Source organism: Nostoc sp. XA010, from assembly GCF_020829625.1.
Lineage (GTDB): Bacteria > Cyanobacteriota > Cyanobacteriia > Cyanobacteriales > Nostocaceae > Nostoc.
In genome coordinates this window covers 205,049-227,200 of sequence record NZ_JAIVFX010000012.1, presented here as the reverse complement: position 1 = coordinate 227,200, position 22,152 = coordinate 205,049, and the positions used below count along the sequence as shown (strand labels likewise).

Sequence of the window (22,152 nt, the reverse complement as noted above, 5' to 3'; positions counted from 1 at the left end):
CACTGCACTTCTTCTTAGCAGCATGGCCTGTAATCGGCATCTGGTTCACCGCCTTGGGTGTAAGCACAATGGCGTTCAACTTGAACGGTTTCAACTTCAACCAATCAATTATTGATTCAAGCGGTCGCGTCATCAGCACTTGGGCTGATGTAATCAACCGGGCTAACCTGGGTATGGAAGTAATGCACGAGCGTAACGCTCACAACTTCCCCTTAGATTTGGCTGCTGGTGATGTTGCTCCTGTCGCTCTGACTGCTCCTGCTATCAACGGTTAATTCTGAAGTTTAGCTAAATTAAAAAGCGCTCTCCCAATGGGAGGGCGCTTTTTAGTGTTAACGATAATAGCACTTAACTCTGGCAGCGCATTCTCAGTTGAGTATGCGGTAGTTTAAAAACAACTGACTTCCAACCTGACGAGTTTCGACGAGTTGGAGATGAGGAGCAGCTTGGGGAAGAAAACCCTCTCCCTCTACTGGGCTAAGGGCGTGCTTTCCTCCATAAATGATGGGCCAAATTGTTAACCACCAATCGTCAATTCGCCCTGCCTTTAGTAAAGCAGCTGTTAAAGCGCCGCCTCCCAAAACAATGACTTTGTGAATACCCCGCTCTGCCATCAAGCTGTAGGCTCGATTCCAGTCTAAGTCTGTCTCTCCCAAATCAATTAATTCAGCTAGCTTTTGCAAGCTTGTTGTATCAGAATTACGCTTTAAACCAGTCCGTGTTGTAAATATCCATCGCTCAATGTCCTGGCTTAAAAAAGGCAAGTCTAGTGATAGGTCTAGGGAACCTGAGACAACGCAGGTAATAGGCTGGGGAGACTGACCTCGAACCTTACGTGCTGCCAAAAGTTCGGGATTACGAATTGTATAGGTTCCTCCCTCAGCCCGAATCGTCCCTGCTCCTACCAAGACTAAATCGGCAAGGGAAGCTTGATACTCTAGGTGTGCTTGATCAACTGGATCGGCATCACGAGGCGCTTTAGGATCTACGGCACTAATTTTTCCATCGGCCGTCATCGCAAGAACCACAGTTGTTTGGATAGCTGACATGATTACATTCTGACGGTTCTTTATAATTTTACCTTTTTGAATTCTTTGCCATGAATAGTTGTTAGATTGTGCTTTAATTTACTTTCTAAGCTATGGTTCAAGGTGATAAAAGAATTGTTGTTGGATGATTGTCTCTACACAAGAGTCTATTTTTTTACACCTAAGCAACTGTCATGCTCAGACACATATCTGCAATCGTATTTGTCTTAATTTTTATTTTGGGGTTTCCATCTCCAGTTCAAGCTGCAACTCTTCGTTCAACTTGGGTAGAGAATGAAATTTACCAATACAATCATCCCTTTGCTTCTCAATTGCCTCAAGAATCGGCAACAAAAATGCAAAAGATGAAGGCTAGCCCTTTTGCCTTTTATCGGGGAACAGATCACATTTTTTATCGTGATATGCAGACTTTGCCAAGTTCAGGATTTGTGAATTCTTCAACCTCAGCCATCTGGTTAGAGGGAGATATGCATCTGCAAAATCTTGGAGGGATGAGAGACAGCAACGATAACAACGTTTTTGACACCACCGATTTTGATGAAGGCTATCTTGGCCCCTACGTTTGGGACTTGCGACGGATGGCAGCCTCTATCTTGCTGGCAGCCAAAGAGAACGGTCTTAGCTCAACTGATGCTCAGGATATTGTTCGGAATTTTTTGGATACTTATCTGAACAAGATGAGCGATTTTAAGGGAACCAACGACGAACTTTCATACCGTTTGGAATCTGGCAATACGAATGGTGTGGTCAAAGATTTGATTCAAAAGGCATCAAATAACAGCCGTTCTAGCTTGCTAAGTAAGTACACGCAGTTAAATAACAATAACAATCGGGTATTCCAGACTACCTTAGAACTTCAGCCTGTATCCAGCAGCACCTATTCCGACATTGTTGGGGCTATGAGCAGTTACATTGCCTCAATTCTTAGCAGTAAACGCTATAGCAATAGTTATTATGCTCTCAAAGACATTCGGCTAAAATTAGGTTCAGGCACTGGTAGTCTTGGTAAGTACCGATATTACTTACTGATTGAGGGGCCAAGTTCAGGAACCGACGATGATCGCATTTTGGAGATGAAGCAGGAAGGTAGTAGCGCAGTTGCGATGGCGTTCCGCCCACCGGAGGTGATCGCACTTCCAGGTCTGCTGCCAACTTCAGTTTACGGGAATCAAGAAGGGGCGAGAGTGGTAATCGCTACTAAAGCAATGCTCTCTAATACTGATCCTTTGGTTGGCTACACTACGGTCAATAGCATACCCTTTATGCTACATGAAAAATCACCCTACCAGGTGGACTTTGACTATACATTGCTAACCACTAAATCAAAATTCATGGATGCGATGGGATATGCGGGGAAGGTCGTTGCCAAGAATCATGCAATCTCTGATAAAGACTATGATGCTGCGATTATTCCCGTAAGCGTTGACAAAGAAGTGACTGATATTGTTAGCGGTAACAAGGCTGTATTCAAAGACGAAATTGTTAACTTTGCGGTGGACTATGCAACCCAAGTTGAGTATGACTACACGAGTTTTGTAAATGCTTATAACCAAGGGGTGATACTCTACTAGAACACCGATTCAGGATTCAGATATAACCCAGAATGTGGCTAGATGAATGATACTGTATAGCGCGAACTGGCAACTTGCAGCGCTCCCCCCGAAATGACCGAAAATAATTGAGTCCTATTCAAACCTTGAGGAGTGAATTTATAATGTTTCATCTGCTAACAGCTTTCGCACAGCGACTCCTGCGGAGTATCGCTTTTGTAATATTGCTAACTTTGATTAATACTTTTATACTTCCTACCGCAGCTTGGGCTACCTCTTCTGCTTTGGGAGTTGATAATGGTCATCTTAGTTCTTGTCCGGCTTCAGACAACTGTGTTGTGAGTCAAGATGGTGATCCCAAACATGCCATTGACCCAATTACCTATCATATAGATCGCGATGCAGCACGAAAAACCTTACTAAAAACTCTCACCGTTGTTCCCCGCACAGAAGTTATAGAACAGACAGATAATTACATCCACGCTCTTTCTAAAAGCCGCATCTTCAAATTTATTGATGATGTAGAGTTTTATTTCCCTCCCAATGAGTCGGTAATTCATGTGCGCTCGGCAGCTCGCGTGGGAGAGTCGGATCTTGGTGTTAATCGCAGGCGTTTGGAGCAAATTCGTCTGGCTCTGCGCGATCTAAATATTTGATTTTAGCTTGAGTGGTAATATGAATAGCAAGACAAAAATGGTTTGCCTTCAGAGAATTGTTCTGGTGATACATTAAGCCTTTTGCAAGTATGAAAGCTCAGGTGGCAAACTTTTCTCGAAATTTTTAATAGTAGATGCCCTGTTCGCCTACTTTCCTCTAAGAAAATTTGCCCCTAAGCGATCGCTAGGAAGCTTCTATTGTTGATTGAACGTGAGTGCGATCGCTATTACTCATGCATTAAAACTGGCAAACGAAGCTTGATTATTGCTTGGCTTTTTGTCATTAGCTAATCTCCTTTCTCAATAATTCTGGAATCTGAGAAGGACGTTCAGCTACTGGAACTTCCGCTTCTTTTAAAGCAGCTAATTTACTTTGGGCTGTGCCAAAGTTACGATCGCGTCCGATAACTGTTGCTAAAGTCCCAGTTTGACGCCAAGTTTTTCCTGGTGGTGCAAGTCTACCTGCAATGTAGGCAATTACTGGTTTATCAATTGCCTCGGTAATGTATCGGGCTGCTGCTTCTTCACTACCACCGCCAGGTTGACCAACTAGAACGATCGCCTCTGTATTTTCATCCTCATCGAGAATTTGCAGCCATTGGAGAAAGGAGGAACCGACGATCGCATCACTACCAATACTGACACTAATCGACTGCCCCAAACCTGCTTTTGTTAATTCGTAGGCTATTTCGTAGGTAAGGGTGCTGCTACGACTAACGATCCCCACTCTCCCAGGAGTATAAAATTCGCTAGGTTGAGTACCTAAAAGGATTTTTCCCGGTACAATGATCCCCGGACTATTTGGCCCAACTACCAAAGTTTCACAGGCTTCGGCTTTGCGGAGTAATTGCACCATATCCAAAGGCGGCACGCCAGCAGTGATGATAATGATTTGGCGAATATGAGATGCGATCGCTTCTAATGCCGCATCTAGAACGTCGTAAGGATCTACACAGATAATTGTTGTGTCAATTACCCCAAATTGTTCTATTACTTCCTCTACTAAGTCAAAAACTGGCAGTCCATGCAGTTCTTGTCCGCCACATCCAGGATTGACACCGGCTACTAAGTTCGTACCATAAGCTTTCATTTGAGCAACATGAGTGCCTGATATAAATTCACAAAAGCCTTGAATTAATACTTTACTGTTTGGCGTTAGGTTCATAAAAAATTACCGTAAGTTTGGCAACCCAGTAGTCTATGGTACTGGGCATAAAAACGACATATTTATAGTGTCGTATTAATTCAATTTTTTTTGAATTTTGAATTTGAAGAATGTGACACTCATTACCTCTTATTAGCCGTTGGTTTAGCCAGACGAACTGCTGCCGCTACTGCCTCATCTAAATTTTCTACTACAAGGAGCGCATTGCTGGGGGTTTTTAGTGTTGCTAAATACTTTCTAGCAGTATCAAATTCCGAACCAGCAAGACGGACAACTAAGGGTGAAAAATTCTGCTCTTGCCGACTTTTACTGCCATTAGAATGCACAATTTGTGAGTTAAGTTCGCTCTTGTCTTGCTGTACAACTCTAGCTATAACTTCAACCACTTCCTCAGTTTGAGGAATGCTACCTAGAAAGTTAATTAATATTACTTGAATGCTGTCATCAGCCTCTAGTATTTTTAGACCTGTCTCTAGGCGATCGCGGAAAGTAGTTGGTGTAGTATCAGTGAGGAAAGCATGACGTAGATTCAAACAAAGACCTGGATTGCCACCAGCATTAGCGACTAAATCCAAAGTTGCCATCACTGAACCAGTACCATTACCTAAAATACCGATTTTTCCGTGCATTTTCACACCATCCCAGTCACCCGATATACCATCGATCTCAGTACTGGTATGACGACTGATGATTTTTGCCGCCATCTCGGTGAGGTCGGGATGACGCTTGATTGACCGTTCATTGACCCTGACTTTACCATTAAGAGCCATAACTTGACCAGTAGCGCTGACTGCCAAGGGATTGATTTCGACTAAATCCAGGTCTTTTTGCACAAATAACTGGTACATCTTCTGGACAACGCAGCTTACCGACTGCATCAGCGTCCCCTGCAAACCCATTTTCAAAGCCAGTCGTCGGGCATAAAATGGCGAGAATTCCTGTTCTACGACAACATGGTGCATTCTTTCCCCAGCCGATTCCCAATCAATGTCTGCTTCCTTGCAACCTAAAAGTACTGGTCGGCAAACAGCAGTATCTAAAACCACCGCGAGATAAAATTCCTGGTTGGCGTCGTATTGGGATTCTGCCAGCACAACTTCTGGCAACTCGCCCCATATTGGTAAACTAAAGATATTTTGGGCAGCTGCGATCGCATCAATTGTAGTCTCCGCAAATCTGACTCCACCTGCTTTTGCCCGTTCCGCTCCATGTACTTGAGATTTCAGTACAATTGGAAAGCGAATTTTTAAACGTTTCAAATCTGTGGGATGGTCAATTCGTTGGGAAGGCAATACAGGAATGCCTATTTTGCCAAACCACTCTTTAACTTGATACTCTAATAAATCCATTGATACACCTTGTATGTTACGTTTTCCCAGCCTTTGCTTAATGCTGTCTTAATATTTTGCAGCACTTTTATTTTAGAATTAAGCTTTTGGCAGCTATAAAAATTTATTTTTCACGAATCAATTTTATCGATTTCAGCCAATGAGGCAGATTAATTTTGATAGCCAACCTGTTGGTGCTAGAGTCACAACATGTAATTTATCTCTTCAGTAAGTTTCCTAGCATAGAAGATAACTACCATTTCTGTCAAAACCCTCTGACTTAGCATCGTTTCCTTAGCCTTTGGATAAATTTGTCACAACTGCCCTGCAACTAGAATTTTGCAGAACATTAGCTCCTGTGTATTTTATTGTCCCGAAATAATGCAGTTAAAATACTCAAAAATTCTATTATTCCCATTTTTTATTTGTAATTTACATCTAAAGACAGATAATTTAACTTTGCATCTAGCACTATGAAAATGTAGCAATGCGAACAATAATTGCTTTTTTTATTTTTGGTGAAAAGTTCAAATGTGTGTTAGAACGTTGGTCGTTCAGATTTTCAGGCTGTGGTTGGTTAAACTGTGCATTTGCATTCAACAAACCTAAAAAGTTCATTTCATTCTCTTAAAGATAATCAAAACAATATAGAAATTAAGCGGGAAAGCTCTATGAAAGTAGCAGTCCAGCAGGAAGATTTACAGCTTTTAGCCAAAACTTTGCAGGAACAATTACTTGCAGAAGTCTCAACGGCTGAGGTCTTCGAGGTTAAGTGTGTCGTCAATAAAGACGAACTAATGATTTTAACCCAACACGAATCAGATGTAATAGTTGATGTTCAGATAATCTTTGCAGTAATTGAGGAAGTACTTCAGTCTCTAGCACCCCACAGAGAGCGGCGAGTGCAATGTTTCCTTAGAGTTTTTGGTGAACAACTCCCTTATGCGAAATGTTTCTTGGCTCTGAAAGAGACGGGGGGAGAGGACCTTGGGAAAAAGGGACAAGGCGACAAGGAGATAAGGGCACATGCGGATGCTGAGGATGCGGGGGAAGAATTCGTCGCATCAGAACGTTTTCCCCTCTTTGCCTCTTCATCAGCTCTGACCTATTCTCCATCAATCGATAAGATTGAGGAGGAACTGTTTGATCCGTTTGCAGATGCGCCGAATTTGCCGACTTCAAAGCCAGCATCTCAAATCAAATCCATCTTACTGGGTGCAGCTTTGGTTGGAGTTGTAGTCTTAGGCGGCGGTGCTTACTTATTGACTCGTCCTTGTGTGATGTCTGAGTGTAAAGAAATACAAAATGCCGAGCAATTAAAAATAAAATCCCCGCAGTTGTTGCGCCGTGCCAAGTCTGAAAAAGAATTAGTAGCTGTACAACAACAACTTACGGCAGCTAGTATAGCTCTGAACACAGTTCCTAGTTGGTCGCCTCGTTACCAGGTATCAGAAGAACTAAAAGCAAGTTTGTCTGGACGGTCAGAAAAAATCAGCCAGGTGGTCAAGGCTTTGGAGACGGGATCTTTAGCGACACAAAAAGTTCAAACTCCTGCATCTAGCCTAGAGGAATTACAAGCTAGGCAACACCTATGGCGACAGGCTATAGCGCCACTAGAAACCATAAGTTCCAGTAATGAACTCTATGGACTGGTGCAAGGAAAATTACTTAATTATCGTGTCCGTTTGCACGCCGTAAATCAGCAGATAGTTACGGAGGAAAAATGGCTAAAAAAACTAACGGCAGCAAAAGCTGTAGCTAGTGCAGCCGAGAATCGAGAAGCTACAGCTAAATCTTTGAATGACTGGCAAAAAGTACAGTCTACTTGGCTAGTGGCTATTAATGCCTTGAATAGCATTCCCCTAACTAGCCCTGGATACCAAGAAGCCGAAAAGCTGTTGGTAGATTATAAACCTAAATTACTAGCGGCACGCGATCGCGCTACTAAAGAACGATTAGCTGTTAAAGCCTACCAACAAGCCCTTAGCACTGCCAAGCAAGCCAAAGTATACGAGCAACAAAACCAATGGCAAGCAGCAGCGATATATTGGGATCAGGCTTTGCAAACTGCTAAAAAGATTTCCCAAGATAGCTTGTACTACACTCAGGCTCAGTCTCTCATCGAACCCTACTCAATAGCCCTCAAACAAGCACAAGAAAAAGTACAAGTTATTAGTAGTCTGCAACAAACTCGCACTGACTTGGATAAAACCTGTATTAATGGAATTCGGATTTGCACCTTTAGCATAGACAATGCAAGAATTATTGTCCGGCTAACCCCTGAGTATGACCAAATAAGGCAAAATAACTTGGCTACTCCTTATTCTAAGAATTCGGATACTGCTATTGACATTACCAATCACTTGCAAATATTACGGGAAGCCCTAGCTGTAATTAGTGACAATGCCAGCCTGTCCCTTTTTCTCTATGATTCCCAAGGTCAGGTAATTTATACGCGGACTTTAGGCAGGTAGAAAAGTTAGGAGTGAGGAGTTAGGAGTGAGGAGTTAGGAGTTAGGAGTGAGGAGTTAATCTAGAAAGTTTCTGTATAAGTTTCAAAACCTCTCTTTGCTTGCCTTACGGCAGGCTGACGCCAACTGAGAGAGGTTTTGAGAGGGGTTTATTGTATACTTGACGACCTTGTAAGCATCCTTTAATTTCATCTTGAAAACACACAATGCTATTGTTTTTGTACTTTTAATTCACATTGTTGAAAAATATAATTAACCGCCGCAAATAATTTATCTAAATCTTGAATTACATACAAATTTCTATTCCGAGTAAACACATCAGCAATCAACTTTCCGAATTGCCATATTTTACCGTTAGAAACAATCCCAAAAATATCACTGTTAAAATCATCATTAATTCGCTGCACTGCGATCATTTCAGCTAAACACTGACCCCATCCTTCTTCAAATTTGTCTTGTTTAGCTTCAACTGTCAAAAAATAAGGTGTCAAAAAATAAGGTTTATCAAAAACAATCGTACCCAGAGGATTTCGCTGTGTTACCGTATAATTTGGAACGCCTGATAAATCTTCATCATAAGCTAATGTTTCATGACTCCAAAGTGTTAATTTACTTCGGTAATTTTTCCATACTTCTTTCAATACTGGATAAATAATATTTTCACAAATAGCATCTTCAGAATTATCAATAACTCCATCTGTAAATAGTAAATCTAACTCTTCTTGAAAAGACTGTTTAACTGGGAAATCTACTTCCAAAATAAAATTAGACTGTACATATTTGATTTGAAATTTTTTAATTACTGCCTAATACTTTTGTAATTACTAAATGCCATTTTAATTTACCTTTTATTAAAAATGTCATTACCTGACTAACTGCGCGGCAGAATTGAAAAATTGACGACACAACCCCTTGGTGACTAAAAGTGTTGTCAACAAATTAGCGAAAGCAACCATAAATATAATTAAAATTTCGTAGGATACAGCATCCAGAGGTTTTACACCAGCTAATAGCTGTCCGGTGGTAATTCCTGGTATTGCCACCATACCGATGAGGAGCATTTGATTGAGAGTCGGAATTAATCCGGCTCTAATGGCATCTTTGCGATACTGGCTAACTGCTTGCTGGGGCGTTGCACCTAAGCTCAAATGGGTTTCTATTTCGAGATGGCTGGAATTAATAGTGCTGACAAGACGTTCGCCTGCGATCGCAGCTGCATTGGTAGCATTACCTAAGACTATCCCTGCTAGGGGAATTACATACTGTGGTTCGTACCATCTTTCTGGTTGAACGATCAAGAAGTTGGTGTAAAGCACTGTCAGGGCGGTACTAATTAAAATTGCACCCCACACCAAAGGCAATACATAAGGAATTTTTTGGCTGATGCGATTTCGTGCGACAATCGCCGTAATTGTCAGCATTATTGTTAATATCGCCAAAACTGCCCAAGCATTGTCCAAAGCCAAGATGAAATCTAAAATGTATCCCAATACAAGTAGTTGTAAGATGGTTCTCCCAGTAGCAAGGGCTAAATTTAACTCTAGTCCTAATTTCTCCCAGGCAGATAAACCAATGGCGATCGCCATCAATCCCACAGCAATAGCTAAATCCACGAAATCCAGCTTGATCAACTCCTGCATGGGTTCTCTATCTCCATCTCCTGGTATTTCCTTTTCGAAGCAGCCCACACACCTGGAACTTTGATCCGATGTGTTGGATCTTGGTTGATATATATTACCTTTATCAATTCAAAATTCAAAAATGGTACAACCTTAACATGGCAAACACCTAGTATGCTTATTATCTGTAAATAAAATGTGCGGTAGTTTCTGGCGCCACAATTTAAGTAAAAACCCTAATAGATGCGTATCTTGGGCGATAGTCTTTTAATAGCTCCTTTTTGATTAACAATTCAATTAGCAAAAATTGACTCTCGAAGTGCATCCTTTGTATCTCCCATAAAATAAGAACTCATGATCCAAAGTGTAAATCCTATCCCTGCCTTTGATATCAAGCAGCAATACACCACCATCGAAGCAGAAGTAAGTGCATCTGTCTTAGAAGTTCTGGCTTCTGGTCGCTATATCGGTGGCCCCTTAGTCGAAAGCTTTGAGCAACAGTTTGCTGCTTATAATACTGTTAGTGAATGTGTGGCTTGTAATTCTGGTACTGATGCACTCTACTTAGCGTTACGAGTGTTGGACATTGGTGCAGGCGATGAAGTGATAACAACGCCTTTCACCTTTATTGCTACATCTGAAGTAATTAGCGCCGTGGGTGCAAAGCCTGTTTTCGTTGATATTGACGCTACTACGTTTAATTTGGATGTAGAGCAAGTAGCGGCGGCGATTACACCCAAAACTAAAGCGATTATCCCGGTTCACCTATTTGGACAACCTGTGGATATGACATCATTGATGGCGATCGCTCAGTCTCACAATTTGGCAATCATTGAAGATTGCGCTCAGTCTACAGGGGCAAGGTGGGCTAATCAAAAAGTCGGAAGCATTGGACATATTGGTTGCTTTAGCTTCTACCCTACCAAAAATCTTGGTGGTTGCGGCGATGGCGGGGCAATAACGACTAATGACCCTGCGATCGCCACTAAACTGCGAATACTACGAGATCATGGCAGTAGAATTAGATATTTACATGAAGAAATCGGTGTAAATAGCCGCTTGGATGCTCTCCAAGCAGCTATTTTGCAGATTAAGCTACGTTATTTAGATATTTGGAACAATCGCCGACGAGATATCGCAAACTATTACTATCAGTTCCTTAGTCAAGTTCCAGGGATTGTCCCACCGCAAGAATTACCTGAGGGCATTGGGGTATGGAATCAATACACTATTCGCATATCAGGCGAAGGGCGAAATGGTTCTAGCGCCAAATATCGAGATTGGGTGCGTAGTGAATTGCAAGAACAGGGCGTGAGTTCAATGATTTATTACCCCCACCCTTTACATTTACAACCAGTTTATCAAAGCCTGGGCTATCAAATTGGGGACTTACCAATAGCAGAGCAAGCTTGCCATGAGGTTATATCCTTGCCTATGTACCCAGAACTGACACAACAACAGCAAGATCAGGTGATTTATGCGCTGAAGGATTGTTTGAGGTGAGGGGAGTAGGGAGTAGGGAATTTTAATATCTCACCACTCCCCATTAAAAACTAAGCGATCGCGCGGTTGCTAGCAGTCGCTAAGGCTTCTACTAAGCCACGCACAGCAGCAATCATTGCTATTTCGCTATTGAGTTGGTTGATGGCAGAACCAACACCAACACCAGCAGCACCAGCTGCGATCGCTAATGGTGCGGTAACGTTAGAAATGCCTGAAGCACACAATACTGGTACTGACACCACACGGGAAATCTCAAAAGCTGCTGCCAAGGTGGGAGCAGCTTTTTCAATTAATCCTAGTGTTCCAGGGTGAACTGGGTTACTGCTAGTACCGCCTTCGGTTTGGATAATATCTGCTCCAGCTTTCACCAGTTCTTCTGCTAAGTGTACCTGTTGATCTAGTTCCAAAATGTGGGGAACGGTAACAGATAGGGTAATTTCCGGGAGGAGAGCGCGGGTTTGCTGAGTCAGCGCTAGCACTTCTGGAGCCTCAAAGCGGCGTCCTTGAGCATAGAAGGAATCAAAATTCCCGATTTCAATTAAATCAGCACCAGCTGCGACAGCTTGCACAAATTTTTCTGGTTCTACTGCTGAAACACAAATTGGTAAATTTGTCAAACTTTTAGCTAGCTGTACCAAAGCTGCATCGGCGGCAATATCGACAAAAGTAGCGCCGCCAAATTCAGCAGCTTTAACAGTAGCAGCAACGCTAGCGGCGTCGAAGTTATTCAAGCCGCTAATCACTTTCAGGACGCGGCGGTTAGTAAATGCACGTTGGAGTGTGGAATGCATCGTCATAGTTTGGCTTTTGAAGCTACGAAAATTAGGTATATTCTACCGTCCCTTAGTTGATCGGGGACTAAATCACTATCGCAGTTGCCAAATCTTGATAGTTTTATCGGAAATTAAAGAGTTTAAGCCCCCTACGTCTACACGCAGTCTCAGTTACCCTGGAGGATCTTGCTACAGTTGGGGTTTAAATCCCTGTTTGAAAATGTCTTTAATTTTGAATTTTGAATTGTTACCACTATCCTAGTCAAACTCTAGAGGCCACAAATCTGCAATTGGTACTTCCCATCCTGGGAGCAGTTCGGGAACTGTTAAAATATCGCCATCATGAAGTACTATTGCTTCTTGTCCAAAGTTGTAGACTTCAACAATCCGCTCATCTGGATTGAGCAAAATTCCTACCTTAGTTCCCAAACTCAGAAATTCTTGAATCTTGGCTCTCAAATCCTCTAAATTATCACTAGGAGACTTCACCTCTACAGTCAAATCGGGAGCCAATTGAGCAAAAGACTTGGGACTGCGACGCAAGCGTTCGGCTAAAACAAATGAGGCATCCGGTGCGCGTAAATTTGAATTTGGCAACCTGAAACCGGCGCTAGAAGCTGCTGTTCGTCCCAGTTTGCGCGGTCTAACCCAGTTACGTAACTGGGCTACCATTTCAGCTGCGACCTCATCTGATTCATATCCTGATGGACTCATAACAATAATATTACCCTTGACTAGTTCCATGCGATAGTCGGGATGCTGTTGCTGCATTTGTTCCAAGTCTTCAGGCGTCAGGGACATAAAACCTCTGTAGGAGCGATCGCTTTATTTTGCCTAGAATTACTATACCGTAATACTTATAGACCTCTCCAGGAGCGATCGCCCCATGAATTCCCCAGTCATCGCCAAACCTGTCACTCCAAAGACTTCCTATGTTTTGCTGTATAACGTCAATTGGGATCAACTAGAAAAGCTAGATGTAAACCTAGAAGGTACAGGTGCGCGACTAACTTATTTAGATGGAATTTTAGAAATTATGTCCCCACTTTCTGATGACCATGAAGATGCTAAAAGTACTACAAGTCTTTTATTAGAGGCATACCTAAGAGAAAAGAAAATTCGCTTCTACGTTAGAGGAAGTGCTACACTCGGCAAACGCAAAGATGGTACGCGACGAGAACCAGATGAGTCTTATAACTTTGGGGCTAAAAAACCGATTCCAGATTTGATTATTGAGATTATTGTCACCAGTGGCGGCATTAATAAGTTGGAGATATACAAGCGTCTGAAAGCTCCAGAAGTCTGGTTTTGGGAAGATGGGCTACTTTCCGTCTATTGTTCGCGAGATGAGGAATATGAAAAAGCATCCAAAAGTTCTTTTTTGCCGGAGTTAGATATAGAATTGCTGGCGCAGTATTCGCGTATGGCGGATCAGTATGATGCAGTTAATGAGTTTAGCCAAGTGATTCGAGAACATGGTTAAAATAATTCGTAATGACGCTCCTGCGTCGCTAACATAATTAAGTTTTGTAACGGGTATTTAGGCTAAAGTTCAAAACATTTCATTGCTATTTGTACTTTCTCGACTTGCTTGGGTGCTTGCATTTCGTTAAAAAGTGCGTAAGCGTAGCCCGTCGCAGACATCGCGTTCACAAAACTTTCCCTACTTTGAGCAATTTCACCCATTCTTTTATGAGTTAATCCCAACTGATAATAAGCCTCAGCTAAGTCTGATTTAGCACCAATTTTATTAAGAATTTCTATCGTTTCTGAATGATAAAAAATTGCTCTGGTAAATTCTCCCTGTTCTCGAAAAAGTTCAGCCAGACAACTTATAGCTTTAGCCTTAATTTGGGTAAAGTTGTTTTGTTCAGAATGAAGTATAGCTCGTTGGCATAACTCAAAGGATTTTTTCAGATTACCTAAATTTTTATAAGTTAAGCAGAGAGTTACTAAACTATGCCCTATTCCCCATAAAGTCACTCTAGTTGATGATGACATAGCAGAAAAGGCAACTTCAGCAAGATTAAAGGCATCTTCTCTGCTACCAGAGCGTGATTTTATCAAAGCTAGACAGCATTGAGCATAAGTCATATAATCATCAAGGTTGCTATTCTCCTGAGCAAGGCTACAAACAGAATTGAAACAATCTTCGGCTGCTTGTATTTCCCATAATTCAAGTTTACAAAGCCCTGTATTGAACAAAATAGATATTTTTGTTTGCTTGACATCTAACTTGCCTAATACTTCTTCTGATTTTTCATAGCATTCTATAGCTTCTCTAATACATCCGATAATTCGATATGTATAGCCAAGGATATTGTAAAGTCTAATTAGTCGTTCTGGCGATTTTATATCATCTATTATCCGTTTAATTACAGAGAAGTTTTTCTGGAGCAGTCCCAGTTGGTAAAACGAGCAACCCAAAGGCAAACCTATACTCCACTGTTTACCTCGCCCTTGTAAAATTACATCACCAGCTTGCTCAAAATCACTAATTTCTACATAGTGGTAATAAGCTTCTAAAGCTGTTAATGCATCTGTGATATTTTTGATGGATGTAACTCGTTGCGTCCAACATTCTGCGGCTTTTCGGTTTACTAATTCCCATTCTTCACTGACTAACCTTAATCTACTAATCGCTTCATCCTGAATTACCGGATGCAGCCAATATTGTCCTTTTTTTGCTTCTATTAAAGACAAATCTTGCAGAGCTTTAATTACAGCTCTACGTTTTTGCTCTGATACATCCCAAAGCAAACATAAAACTCCCTCAATAGGTAAGGAAGGAATATCTTGATAACGATAGCATCCTAAACGACACAAGAGGCGATAGGCTTCTAAGTCATTTTTTTGGAGACGGTTAAATTGACTGGCGACTAAATCTTTTAACTCTCTTTCCATTAATAAATCTGTAGAGTTTTCCTGCCAATAGGCGTGGATGTCACCAGAAAAATCTGTCAATATTGCTCCTCGGAGAATTTGCATGGCTTTGGCGTTACCTCCATAAGCTCTGCACATTTCACTGAGAATTGTACAATCACAATTAATGTGGCAACTGCTGAAAAACTCTCGCCATGCTTCATCATCTAAACCTTCGAGTGGATAGAGATGAACCTCTACACTAGACTCCCGCAAACGCTCACGACTTGTTACTAAAGTAACGGAATGCACATCTGAATCTGCTAATACTCTCAATAGCTCAACATAAGGGCGACGATATTCTAGGAACTTGCCATTTTCATCGAGAGCGGTTTCTAGATTATCGATAAATACCCCAATTTTAGATGTTTGTTCTCGGAGTTTGCGCCGTAGTCGTTCTAAACTGATACCAAAGTCTCCTCCCGGTTCTTCGTTAAAGTACCGCCGTAGCCATTCTTCAACCACACTTTCTACAGGAGTAAGGTTTTGGATTTCTGTAGCCATCCACAGTTCTAAGACAAAATTAAATTTTTGACTTTTAAAATATTTGCGTGCTAATCTGGTTTTGCCAACACCACCTTCACCCTGAATGAGGATAACTTTTTGTCCCCGATTGACTAAGGTGTGGAGTTCGGCTATTTGGCGATCGCGCCCCACAAAGTTAGAATCTAAATCTTGGGGTTTAGTGCCATTGCCCCCTAGATTAGGAATATCGAGGATTATTTGCGACTGTTGAGTTGTTTTAAACCTCTGAACCACTCCTTGGAAGGTTGATTTTGAGACTTTCTCTCCTAGCACTTTTGATAGTAGATGCCACAGTTCTGCACCAACTGCTTTTAAATGCGCTTCTGTATAACGAACGCTGTTGGCAATATCCTGGTAAGTCCGCTTTTCGTCCTCCCACAAATGACCTAAGATAATTCTTTGAGTTTTATCTAAATGTTCTCCCGTCTTGAGAAAAACCAAGTTATCTACAAACTTTAAGGCTTCTTCTACACCCATTTGTTAACTTGATGTATCATTTGTAATTCATTATAACGACATTTTTACTACTTTTTCCTACCCGCCATACTACAAAATACTTTTTCCTACTCGGTAGGGAATTTACTTTATCCGACTGTAAAGCATTCTGGACTGTATTACTCTTGTAAGTAATACAGGCGAAGTTAAGTTAAGCGTCAAGAAAAGGTGGTTGAGGAGAGATTTAGAGAGCGCTACTACTGCAAGCTTAGTAAATCACACATATTACTTGTTACTGTCCGATATTAATTACTCATGAAAGTGGTGTCTACTAAACAGGCAGTGGGTATTAACTAACTAGATTCTGTAGAGCATATTTACAACTAAGTATGTAAGCCATTTACCCTACAGGAGGTTCAATGATGTTAGACAGAGATTGTCATCATGATTGCAATCAAAATCAGTGCCTCTTTGCCCAAGATACACGAAACCCCAATAGATATGTTTGTCTCAAATGTGGTGTTGAGCGAGAAATAAATAAGTATTCCTCTGGTTTTGGCTCGTTTTTGCTGCTGTTGTTGGGCTTGTTTATTTCGTTCCAACTATTAGCTAATTATGAAAAGCAAAACAATCCACAAAGGCAACAACAGTCTTTGAATAATTCACTCAAACAGGTGAATATTGACGTGTAAAACTAATCTTCAGGCTGGGCACGATTTCCCATAGCCTTCTTTTTTATACCAATTTTCTATGAAGATGCACATAAGCAGTCCCCCCTTCACAAGGGAGGACGGCTTAACCGGGGGGTAAATATATGCAGCTTCACAAACAAACGGTATTAAATGGGAAATGGGAAATCAAAAAGAATATTCACTGCTAAAAAATCAGCTACTTTCGTGAGTAAAATTATGGACTCAAATCAAGATACGCTGCTATTTCGCTTTGCTTCTAAATCCTTGAAATATTTCTTGATGGTGCTATTTGGTATTGCGATCGCTTATGTTCTATCCAGTGGTTTAGGTATCTTACAAATCATACCCATACTGCTGTACCTTTTACAAGAGGTTTTGCTTCCACTAGGAATTATCCTGTTGTGTTTAATTACAACAGCAGTAATTATTGAATCCCTGCGTTAATAATCTAGGGAGTGGGAGTGATTCAATTTTGGATTTTAGATTTTGGATTTTGGATTGAAGGAAAAATCTAAATTGAATGGCTCCTCACTTCTTCACTTTCCGTAGTAAACCCTGGTATTTTTGTATCCTAAATTTCGCAGATATTTATTCCATTCTCCAGCTTGGAATTGATCAGAGAAAGGCCCTATTGCTACGTGTGACCCTCGTGGTTGCATCCTTTCGAGGACTCCGCCAGATCGCCCTAAATCTTGGCTAAATCGGGCTAAATTCTGTCTAATTTGTTCTGCGATCGCAGGTAACTGTTCTTGAGTGGTCGGAATCACAACATAATATCTAGAGGCTTGCTTGGGAGGATTTATATTATTGCGATCGCCTCCAAAGGTTCCATTGCCTACATCTATTTGCTGTCCGTTACCGAAGCTGATAATTCGGGCGTTATATATGCCTCGTGACTGTAACTCATTCACCCGTTGTTGGGCGTTAGATACTCTGTTAAAAACGCCTGATTGAATTACATTCCGTCCTTGATATTGGCGAATGTAAGCACTGGGTTCAATCTGACGGATTGCTTGTAGCGTCTGGGGATCATTACCATCTACGTAAACTGAGTAGCGCTCAAAGTTCTGGTTATATTGGCTAAACTGTGAAGGTTGAGAGGGCTGAAAGTTCGGCGCAAACTGATTGTTTTGTAAAGGTTGGGAAGGCTGAAAATCCTGCCCATACTGATTGTTTTGCAATGGTTGGGAGGGCTGAAAATCCTGCTCCAATTGATTGTACTGTAATGGTTCCGCCGGTTGTAACTGCGGTGATGGCTGTTGACCAAAGGGAATTGCCGGTGGCGGTAAAATTTCACCGACTCCTTGAGCTAGTAGCACTTTGTTGTTGGGAATCAGCAGTAACCATCCTCCCACTAACAAGGGGAGAAGTTTTATAGTGGGCTTCCAATCTTTAGAACTTCGACGCAGCATCTGAAATGGGATAAATTGACTTGGTAATCCTCTCGACATAGTACTTTAGAAAGTAGTCAAAGTATTTTTAAATAATTTCCATCAGGAACTAATTAGTTCACCGTTGTAGCAACTATATAGCGTTAACGTAAAATTAGCTCATCTGCGCGGCAAAAAATACTTCTGTAATTAATCTTAGATAAGGGTGATAGAAGAGTGAACAGCGATGTCTACGATGGGCTACGCCTACGCTCCTTCAGCTAGCTTAAAACTGAAGTGCCTTGATAGCAAGGCTTTGAAAGAGTGTGTGCTAGAATTGGACAACCACGCAGCTATCGTGTCGTGCAATGTATGAAAAAAGTCGTCGTTGGTCTTTCTGGTGGCGTTGACAGTTCCACCGCCGCAGCTATCCTGCACCATCAGGGCTATGAAGTGATTGGTTTGACTCTTTGGCTAATGAAAGGCAAAGGTCAATGTTGCTCTGAAGGTATGATCGACGCGGCTGAACTCTGTGAACAACTGGGCGTTCCCCATCAGATTGTAGATATTCGGGATCTGTTTCAGACGCATATTGTCGATTACCTGGTAACTGGCTACAGTGCTGGGATCACGCCATTGCCTTGCTCCCAGTGCAATAAAACGGTGAAGTTTGGGCCAATGGTGCAGTATGCTCGTGAAGAATTGGGGTGCGATCGCATTGCCACTGGTCATTATGCCCGAATTAGCCATGACGAAGCAACTGGACGTTACGAATTATTAAGGGCTGTTGACCGCAACAAAGACCAGTCATACTTTCTCTATGATTTGTCCCAAGATTTACTTGCAGCAACTATATTTCCTTTGGGCGAACTAGAAAAAACTGACACCCGCCGCATTGCAACTGAATACGGACTGAAAACTGCTGACAAGCCAGAAAGTCAAGACTTATGCTTAGTGGAAAGTAACGGTTCCATGCGGGCATTTTTGGATAAATATTTAGCTCCCAAAACAGGCGATATTGTTGATGTAACAGGCAAAATTTTGGGACAGCATGATGGTGTCCATCACTACACCATTGGCCAGCGCAAAGGCTTGGGAATTGCTGCTGCCGAACCGTTGTATGTAATTGAATTAGATGCGGAAAATAATAAAGTAGTAGTAGGCGATCGCACTAAGGTAACTCAGCCAGAATGCAATGTAGGAAGGGTAAATTGGGTTTCTATTGCTGAACCATCCACCCCAATTCATGCCCAAGTGCAAATTCGCTATCGTTCAACGCCTACACCAGTGACGGTGATTCCGTTGGAAAACTCCCGTGTGCGTTTGGTGTTTAATGAACCCCAATTCAGCATCACTCCCGGACAAGCTGCGGTATGGTACGACGGGGAAAAAGTGTTAGGTGGCGGAATTATTGAACAGTTTAGTTGAATCTTACCCCGCTTTTGCGCCCCTCCTCACTTGTGGAGGGGTATTTTTATTTCTCACATTTTTGTAAAAAAGTTTGATAATGCTGTTCCAATGCAATTGAATTAGGTTTAAATCTGTCTTTATCAGGAAGTAGTAATTTTTTTCCGCTAAGTCCTTCATAATCAGTCCCGCATAAACTAGGAGAAATTATTACCTCATAGTTTTTTGGATGAATAGATAGTAAGTATTTATCAAAAAGTATGTGTATATCTACCCGAAGTAAAATTCCATTAGAGGGATGATTTGTTTCACTGCCAAGATAGGGGATAATATGAGCAGCTTGTAATACTTCATCTACGCTGTAACCTGTAATTGCACATTTTCCTTTATAGGCTTTTATCAGCTCATGCCTAAATTTAGACTGTCCTTTACGTCTAACAACAGGAGAAGAAACTCGCACCCTGTCATCTGTAATGTTATGTGGATCAAATTCATTTACAAGGATATGAAGTAATTCTCTAGAAAGAGCATCTTTAGGATCTTGTCCGGCCATCAGATGCATCAATCTAACAAAAATATCATGATCTTCTTCTGAACTCAAATTATGCTGATTTGTATATTTATTATAAGCAAAAGCTAATTTCTCAAAATCAGTTGTATCCCAAGGGTTAACATATACTGAGCTTTGATCAGTAACTTTTGTTTGCTCATGTATATTTTTAGTCTTAGTTTTTCTGAATTCCTCCGTTAATTCCTCCCAAAATGAATATAAAAACATTGATGAGGCATCATTTGGGCTTTCCCCAAAAGAGAGCTTTAAAAGTCTGAATAAAATATCTTTTTTTTGGTTCAATGTTAAATCATAAGGATGTCTTTTAATAAATTCTAAAAATACAAAAGTTATTTTTTCCCAAGCTCTAATTTCATTTTCAGGAAAAATATCGAATGTAAATTGTATCGCCCAGTTTTCAAAATTATCACCTAACAAACAATCTAAATCTAAAATGGAATAAATTCTTTTAATTCGAGTAATTTGTTCAGGATTAAGTTTGCTGATTGCTTTTTGATTACGACTAAGTTGATCAAAGGGTATACTCTCAGTTATAATTTTGCCTGTCTTTGGGTTGACAACCTTTACTTGTAGATTAAATTTTTTCTTTTTTGACATAGTTTTCCGCCCTATTATTCAGCGTTATTCTCTCCTAAATCTTCATCCAAGATTCTTTCAATATCTCGTCCGCCATAAATAACTCTAAGAATCTATACACCCGAATCCGAAGGAAGATAAAAAACAAGATAATTTTTAAATCCTTTTATTGCTTGCTGTCGAACATCAGCTAAATTAGGATGAGAAAATTGACAAGGTTTTCCCATCCCTGGCATTTTACCCAGTTGTTTGAAAATTGTTTCTGCTGCTCTAAGAAACCTATCTGAAGCTTCCAAGTTATCTTCTGCAATATAAGTCGCTAATTCTATCAAATCGCGGATGACTTGCGGTCGTTTGCTTACGTCGCTCATTAACCTTGGTTTGACCCTTTATGCTTGGTGATTCTTTCCCGCACAGCTTGGCGTATGTCTTCCCAATCATCAGCAGTCATCTCAGTTGCATTCCCAGAATTTAAACCTTCTAAAAGCATCGTTTCCAAACGTTCAGCCGCTTGACGCTTTTGGTCTTGGCGCACTAACTCACGGAAATATTCACTGACACTGCTGTAACCACCAGTCGCCACTTTCTCTTCTATATAAGTCCGCATCGCATCAGGGAGAGATATATTTATACTTTTCACTTGCATTACTTGCCTAATTTCTTGTTCATAATATTATTTTATGGCAATAAATGGCATAAATTGCCATATTAAGCTCAACTAGCGAAAGCGATACCTGCGGTGGGCTACGTTTACGTGCTTTCTATCAAAAATTACTTCTATCTAATGTTCCTTCAAACTCTTTCAAAGCTTGTACAGTTCCTACTTGCCAAGCTCGTTCAACTGTAGCGGCAATAATTTGAGTTAGAGGGATATTTGGAAAGTTAGGACTGTTATCTGATTCGATATAATGTCCATCCCTGAGTAAATAAATCCTCAGCTTTTTACTATCGTAAATCCATAGTTCTGGAACAGCGATCGCTTCGTAAGCATCAAGAGTTGTTTTTGATGTCACATCTGTTTCAATTGCTAAATCAGGAGGCGGATCATTTGGTTCCAATTTGCGACGATCAATCATTCTTTGGTAATTTTGGATGTAGAAGCAAGCATCTGGTTCTACCCCCGCCGTATTTTCCCGCTTGAAGGTAGTTGAACCGAAGGGTTCATAACTTTTCCCTGCGATCTTCAGCAAGATTTTTACAATATCCGAAATTAAGTCCTTTGATTTTTCGTGTTCGGGTAGAGGAACCGTAATTTCTAATGTAGACTTGCCGTAAGCAACTCGTAGCGATCGCTTTTCCCCCAGTTCTTGCAAAATAGACTCAAATTCCTCCCAACTTATATCCTTGATATTCACTGTACTACCAGGCGCTAGCCGTATTTGGCTAACAGGTTTAACAACAGGGGATACAGCAGTCATAAGCATTTTTCTTATAAAGGAACTATTCTGAAACTTGAGTCTGGATTAGCTTTAGCGTAACCTAATCAGATCGCTTATAGGCTTGCAAAATTTTCCTTCATTCCCTAAACTATTTTTCTCTA

Annotated in this window: 21 protein-coding genes and 1 pseudogene; 9 read left to right on the top strand and 13 right to left on the bottom strand. The window is 41.0% G+C overall.

What is annotated here, in order from left to right:
- Positions 1–275, top strand: a pseudogene (locus tag LC608_RS19385) (photosystem II q(b) protein); the annotation flags it as partial.
- Between the two features lie 93 nt (positions 276–368).
- On the opposite strand, the gene LC608_RS19380 reads toward LC608_RS19385, so the two are convergent.
- Complete coding sequence (locus LC608_RS19380) at positions 369–1,049, bottom strand: RibD family protein (RefSeq protein ID WP_229555068.1); 681 nt, start codon at positions 1,047–1,049, stop codon at positions 369–371.
- Positions 1,050–1,222: 173 nt separating this feature from the next.
- Here LC608_RS19380 and LC608_RS19375 point away from each other — a divergent pair, with 173 nt between their 5' ends.
- Positions 1,223–2,620, top strand: a complete 1,398-nt coding sequence (locus LC608_RS19375) for a DUF2252 domain-containing protein (RefSeq protein ID WP_229555067.1) — start codon at positions 1,223–1,225, stop codon at positions 2,618–2,620.
- Positions 2,621–2,763: 143 nt separating this feature from the next.
- Positions 2,764–3,255 (top strand): DUF1499 domain-containing protein, encoded by a 492-nt coding sequence (locus tag LC608_RS19370; protein ID WP_229555066.1) that lies wholly within the window; start codon positions 2,764–2,766, stop codon positions 3,253–3,255.
- Positions 3,256–3,538: 283 nt separating this feature from the next.
- On the opposite strand, the gene LC608_RS19365 is transcribed toward LC608_RS19370, so the two are convergent.
- A complete protein-coding gene (locus tag LC608_RS19365) occupies positions 3,539–4,420 on the bottom strand; it encodes a CoA-binding protein (RefSeq protein WP_229555065.1) in 882 nt (293 codons plus the stop codon).
- Positions 4,421–4,542: 122 nt separating this feature from the next.
- A complete protein-coding gene (locus LC608_RS19360; RefSeq protein ID WP_229555064.1) occupies positions 4,543–5,769 on the bottom strand; it encodes a succinate--CoA ligase subunit beta in 1,227 nt (408 codons plus the stop codon).
- Positions 5,770–6,419: 650 nt separating this feature from the next.
- Here LC608_RS19360 and LC608_RS19355 point away from each other — a divergent pair.
- Positions 6,420–8,222 (top strand): hypothetical protein, encoded by a 1,803-nt coding sequence (locus LC608_RS19355; RefSeq protein WP_229555063.1) that lies wholly within the window; start codon positions 6,420–6,422, stop codon positions 8,220–8,222.
- Between the two features lie 206 nt (positions 8,223–8,428).
- Here LC608_RS19355 and LC608_RS19350 read toward each other — a convergent pair whose 3' ends face one another.
- A complete protein-coding gene (locus tag LC608_RS19350) occupies positions 8,429–8,977 on the bottom strand; it encodes a hypothetical protein (protein WP_229555062.1) in 549 nt (182 codons plus the stop codon).
- Between the two features lie 105 nt (positions 8,978–9,082).
- The gene (gene fetB, locus LC608_RS19345) at positions 9,083–9,859 is read right to left on the bottom strand and encodes an iron export ABC transporter permease subunit FetB (protein ID WP_229555074.1); all 777 of its coding nucleotides are present in this window, start codon (positions 9,857–9,859) and stop codon (positions 9,083–9,085) included.
- 333 nt (positions 9,860–10,192) lie between these two features.
- Here fetB and LC608_RS19340 point away from each other — a divergent pair, with 333 nt between their 5' ends.
- Positions 10,193–11,341, top strand: a complete 1,149-nt coding sequence (locus LC608_RS19340; protein ID WP_229555061.1) for a DegT/DnrJ/EryC1/StrS aminotransferase family protein — start codon at positions 10,193–10,195, stop codon at positions 11,339–11,341.
- A 50-nt stretch (positions 11,342–11,391) separates the two neighbouring features.
- Here LC608_RS19340 and LC608_RS19335 read toward each other — a convergent pair whose 3' ends face one another.
- Both LC608_RS19335 and LC608_RS19330 read right to left on the bottom strand, forming a co-directional pair.
- Positions 11,392–12,138: a DUF561 domain-containing protein gene (locus LC608_RS19335; RefSeq protein ID WP_229555060.1), complete on the bottom strand. Its 747-nt coding sequence runs from the start codon at positions 12,136–12,138 to the stop codon at positions 11,392–11,394.
- A 234-nt stretch (positions 12,139–12,372) separates the two neighbouring features.
- Positions 12,373–12,915: a Uma2 family endonuclease gene (locus LC608_RS19330; RefSeq protein WP_229555059.1), complete on the bottom strand. Its 543-nt coding sequence runs from the start codon at positions 12,913–12,915 to the stop codon at positions 12,373–12,375.
- Between the two features lie 85 nt (positions 12,916–13,000).
- Between LC608_RS19330 and LC608_RS19325 the strand changes: the two genes are divergently transcribed.
- Positions 13,001–13,597 (top strand): Uma2 family endonuclease, encoded by a 597-nt coding sequence (locus tag LC608_RS19325; protein WP_229555058.1) that lies wholly within the window; start codon positions 13,001–13,003, stop codon positions 13,595–13,597.
- 62 nt (positions 13,598–13,659) lie between these two features.
- Here the strand turns inward: LC608_RS19325 and LC608_RS19320 are convergent, their stop codons facing one another.
- On the bottom strand, positions 13,660–16,038 hold the full coding sequence (locus LC608_RS19320; protein WP_229555057.1) for a tetratricopeptide repeat protein: 2,379 nt from the start codon (positions 16,036–16,038) through the stop codon (positions 13,660–13,662).
- A gap of 377 nt (positions 16,039–16,415) precedes the next feature.
- On the opposite strand from LC608_RS19320, the gene LC608_RS19315 reads away from it, so the two are divergent.
- Complete coding sequence (locus LC608_RS19315; protein WP_229555056.1) at positions 16,416–16,688, top strand: hypothetical protein; 273 nt, start codon at positions 16,416–16,418, stop codon at positions 16,686–16,688.
- Positions 16,689–16,904: 216 nt separating this feature from the next.
- The gene (locus tag LC608_RS19310; RefSeq protein ID WP_229555055.1) at positions 16,905–17,132 is read left to right on the top strand and encodes a hypothetical protein; all 228 of its coding nucleotides are present in this window, start codon (positions 16,905–16,907) and stop codon (positions 17,130–17,132) included.
- Between the two features lie 92 nt (positions 17,133–17,224).
- On the opposite strand, the gene LC608_RS19305 is transcribed toward LC608_RS19310, so the two are convergent.
- Complete coding sequence (locus LC608_RS19305; protein WP_229555054.1) at positions 17,225–18,139, bottom strand: hypothetical protein; 915 nt, start codon at positions 18,137–18,139, stop codon at positions 17,225–17,227.
- A 291-nt stretch (positions 18,140–18,430) separates the two neighbouring features.
- On the opposite strand from LC608_RS19305, the gene mnmA reads away from it, so the two are divergent.
- Positions 18,431–19,486, top strand: a complete 1,056-nt coding sequence (mnmA, locus tag LC608_RS19300) for a tRNA 2-thiouridine(34) synthase MnmA (protein WP_229555053.1) — start codon at positions 18,431–18,433, stop codon at positions 19,484–19,486.
- A 46-nt stretch (positions 19,487–19,532) separates the two neighbouring features.
- On the opposite strand, the gene LC608_RS19295 is transcribed toward mnmA, so the two are convergent.
- From LC608_RS19295 to LC608_RS19280, 4 genes are all read right to left on the bottom strand, one after another.
- Positions 19,533–20,633, bottom strand: coding sequence for an HNH endonuclease (locus LC608_RS19295; protein WP_229555052.1), 1,101 nt, complete (start codon positions 20,631–20,633; stop codon positions 19,533–19,535).
- Positions 20,634–20,725: 92 nt separating this feature from the next.
- Entirely contained in the window at positions 20,726–20,983 is a 258-nt protein-coding gene (locus LC608_RS19290; protein WP_229555051.1) for a type II toxin-antitoxin system RelE/ParE family toxin, read from the bottom strand.
- On the bottom strand, positions 20,983–21,252 hold the full coding sequence (locus LC608_RS19285) for a type II toxin-antitoxin system ParD family antitoxin (protein WP_229555050.1): 270 nt from the start codon (positions 21,250–21,252) through the stop codon (positions 20,983–20,985). Before LC608_RS19285 ends, LC608_RS19290 begins: the two co-directional genes overlap by 1 nt.
- A 124-nt stretch (positions 21,253–21,376) precedes the next feature.
- A complete protein-coding gene (locus LC608_RS19280; protein ID WP_229555049.1) occupies positions 21,377–22,030 on the bottom strand; it encodes a Uma2 family endonuclease in 654 nt (217 codons plus the stop codon).
- Positions 22,031–22,152 lie beyond the last annotated feature (122 nt).

Coding starts and splice junctions, on each gene's coding strand:
- LC608_RS19380 (WP_229555068.1), bottom strand. CDS start 1,049: ATGTCAGCTATCCAAACAACTGTGGTTCTTGCGATGACGGCCGATGGA.
- LC608_RS19375 (WP_229555067.1), top strand. CDS start 1,223: ATGCTCAGACACATATCTGCAATCGTATTTGTCTTAATTTTTATTTTG.
- LC608_RS19370 (WP_229555066.1), top strand. CDS start 2,764: ATGTTTCATCTGCTAACAGCTTTCGCACAGCGACTCCTGCGGAGTATC.
- LC608_RS19365 (WP_229555065.1), bottom strand. CDS start 4,420: ATGAACCTAACGCCAAACAGTAAAGTATTAATTCAAGGCTTTTGTGAA.
- LC608_RS19360 (WP_229555064.1), bottom strand. CDS start 5,769: ATGGATTTATTAGAGTATCAAGTTAAAGAGTGGTTTGGCAAAATAGGC.
- LC608_RS19355 (WP_229555063.1), top strand. CDS start 6,420: ATGAAAGTAGCAGTCCAGCAGGAAGATTTACAGCTTTTAGCCAAAACT.
- fetB (WP_229555074.1), bottom strand. CDS start 9,859: ATGCAGGAGTTGATCAAGCTGGATTTCGTGGATTTAGCTATTGCTGTG.
- LC608_RS19340 (WP_229555061.1), top strand. CDS start 10,193: ATGATCCAAAGTGTAAATCCTATCCCTGCCTTTGATATCAAGCAGCAA.
- LC608_RS19335 (WP_229555060.1), bottom strand. CDS start 12,138: ATGACGATGCATTCCACACTCCAACGTGCATTTACTAACCGCCGCGTC.
- LC608_RS19330 (WP_229555059.1), bottom strand. CDS start 12,915: ATGTCCCTGACGCCTGAAGACTTGGAACAAATGCAGCAACAGCATCCC.
- LC608_RS19325 (WP_229555058.1), top strand. CDS start 13,001: ATGAATTCCCCAGTCATCGCCAAACCTGTCACTCCAAAGACTTCCTAT.
- LC608_RS19320 (WP_229555057.1), bottom strand. CDS start 16,038: ATGGGTGTAGAAGAAGCCTTAAAGTTTGTAGATAACTTGGTTTTTCTC.
- LC608_RS19315 (WP_229555056.1), top strand. CDS start 16,416: ATGATGTTAGACAGAGATTGTCATCATGATTGCAATCAAAATCAGTGC.
- LC608_RS19310 (WP_229555055.1), top strand. CDS start 16,905: ATGGACTCAAATCAAGATACGCTGCTATTTCGCTTTGCTTCTAAATCC.
- LC608_RS19305 (WP_229555054.1), bottom strand. CDS start 18,139: ATGTCGAGAGGATTACCAAGTCAATTTATCCCATTTCAGATGCTGCGT.
- mnmA (WP_229555053.1), top strand. CDS start 18,431: ATGAAAAAAGTCGTCGTTGGTCTTTCTGGTGGCGTTGACAGTTCCACC.
- LC608_RS19295 (WP_229555052.1), bottom strand. CDS start 20,633: ATGTCAAAAAAGAAAAAATTTAATCTACAAGTAAAGGTTGTCAACCCA.
- LC608_RS19290 (WP_229555051.1), bottom strand. CDS start 20,983: ATGAGCGACGTAAGCAAACGACCGCAAGTCATCCGCGATTTGATAGAA.
- LC608_RS19280 (WP_229555049.1), bottom strand. CDS start 22,030: ATGACTGCTGTATCCCCTGTTGTTAAACCTGTTAGCCAAATACGGCTA.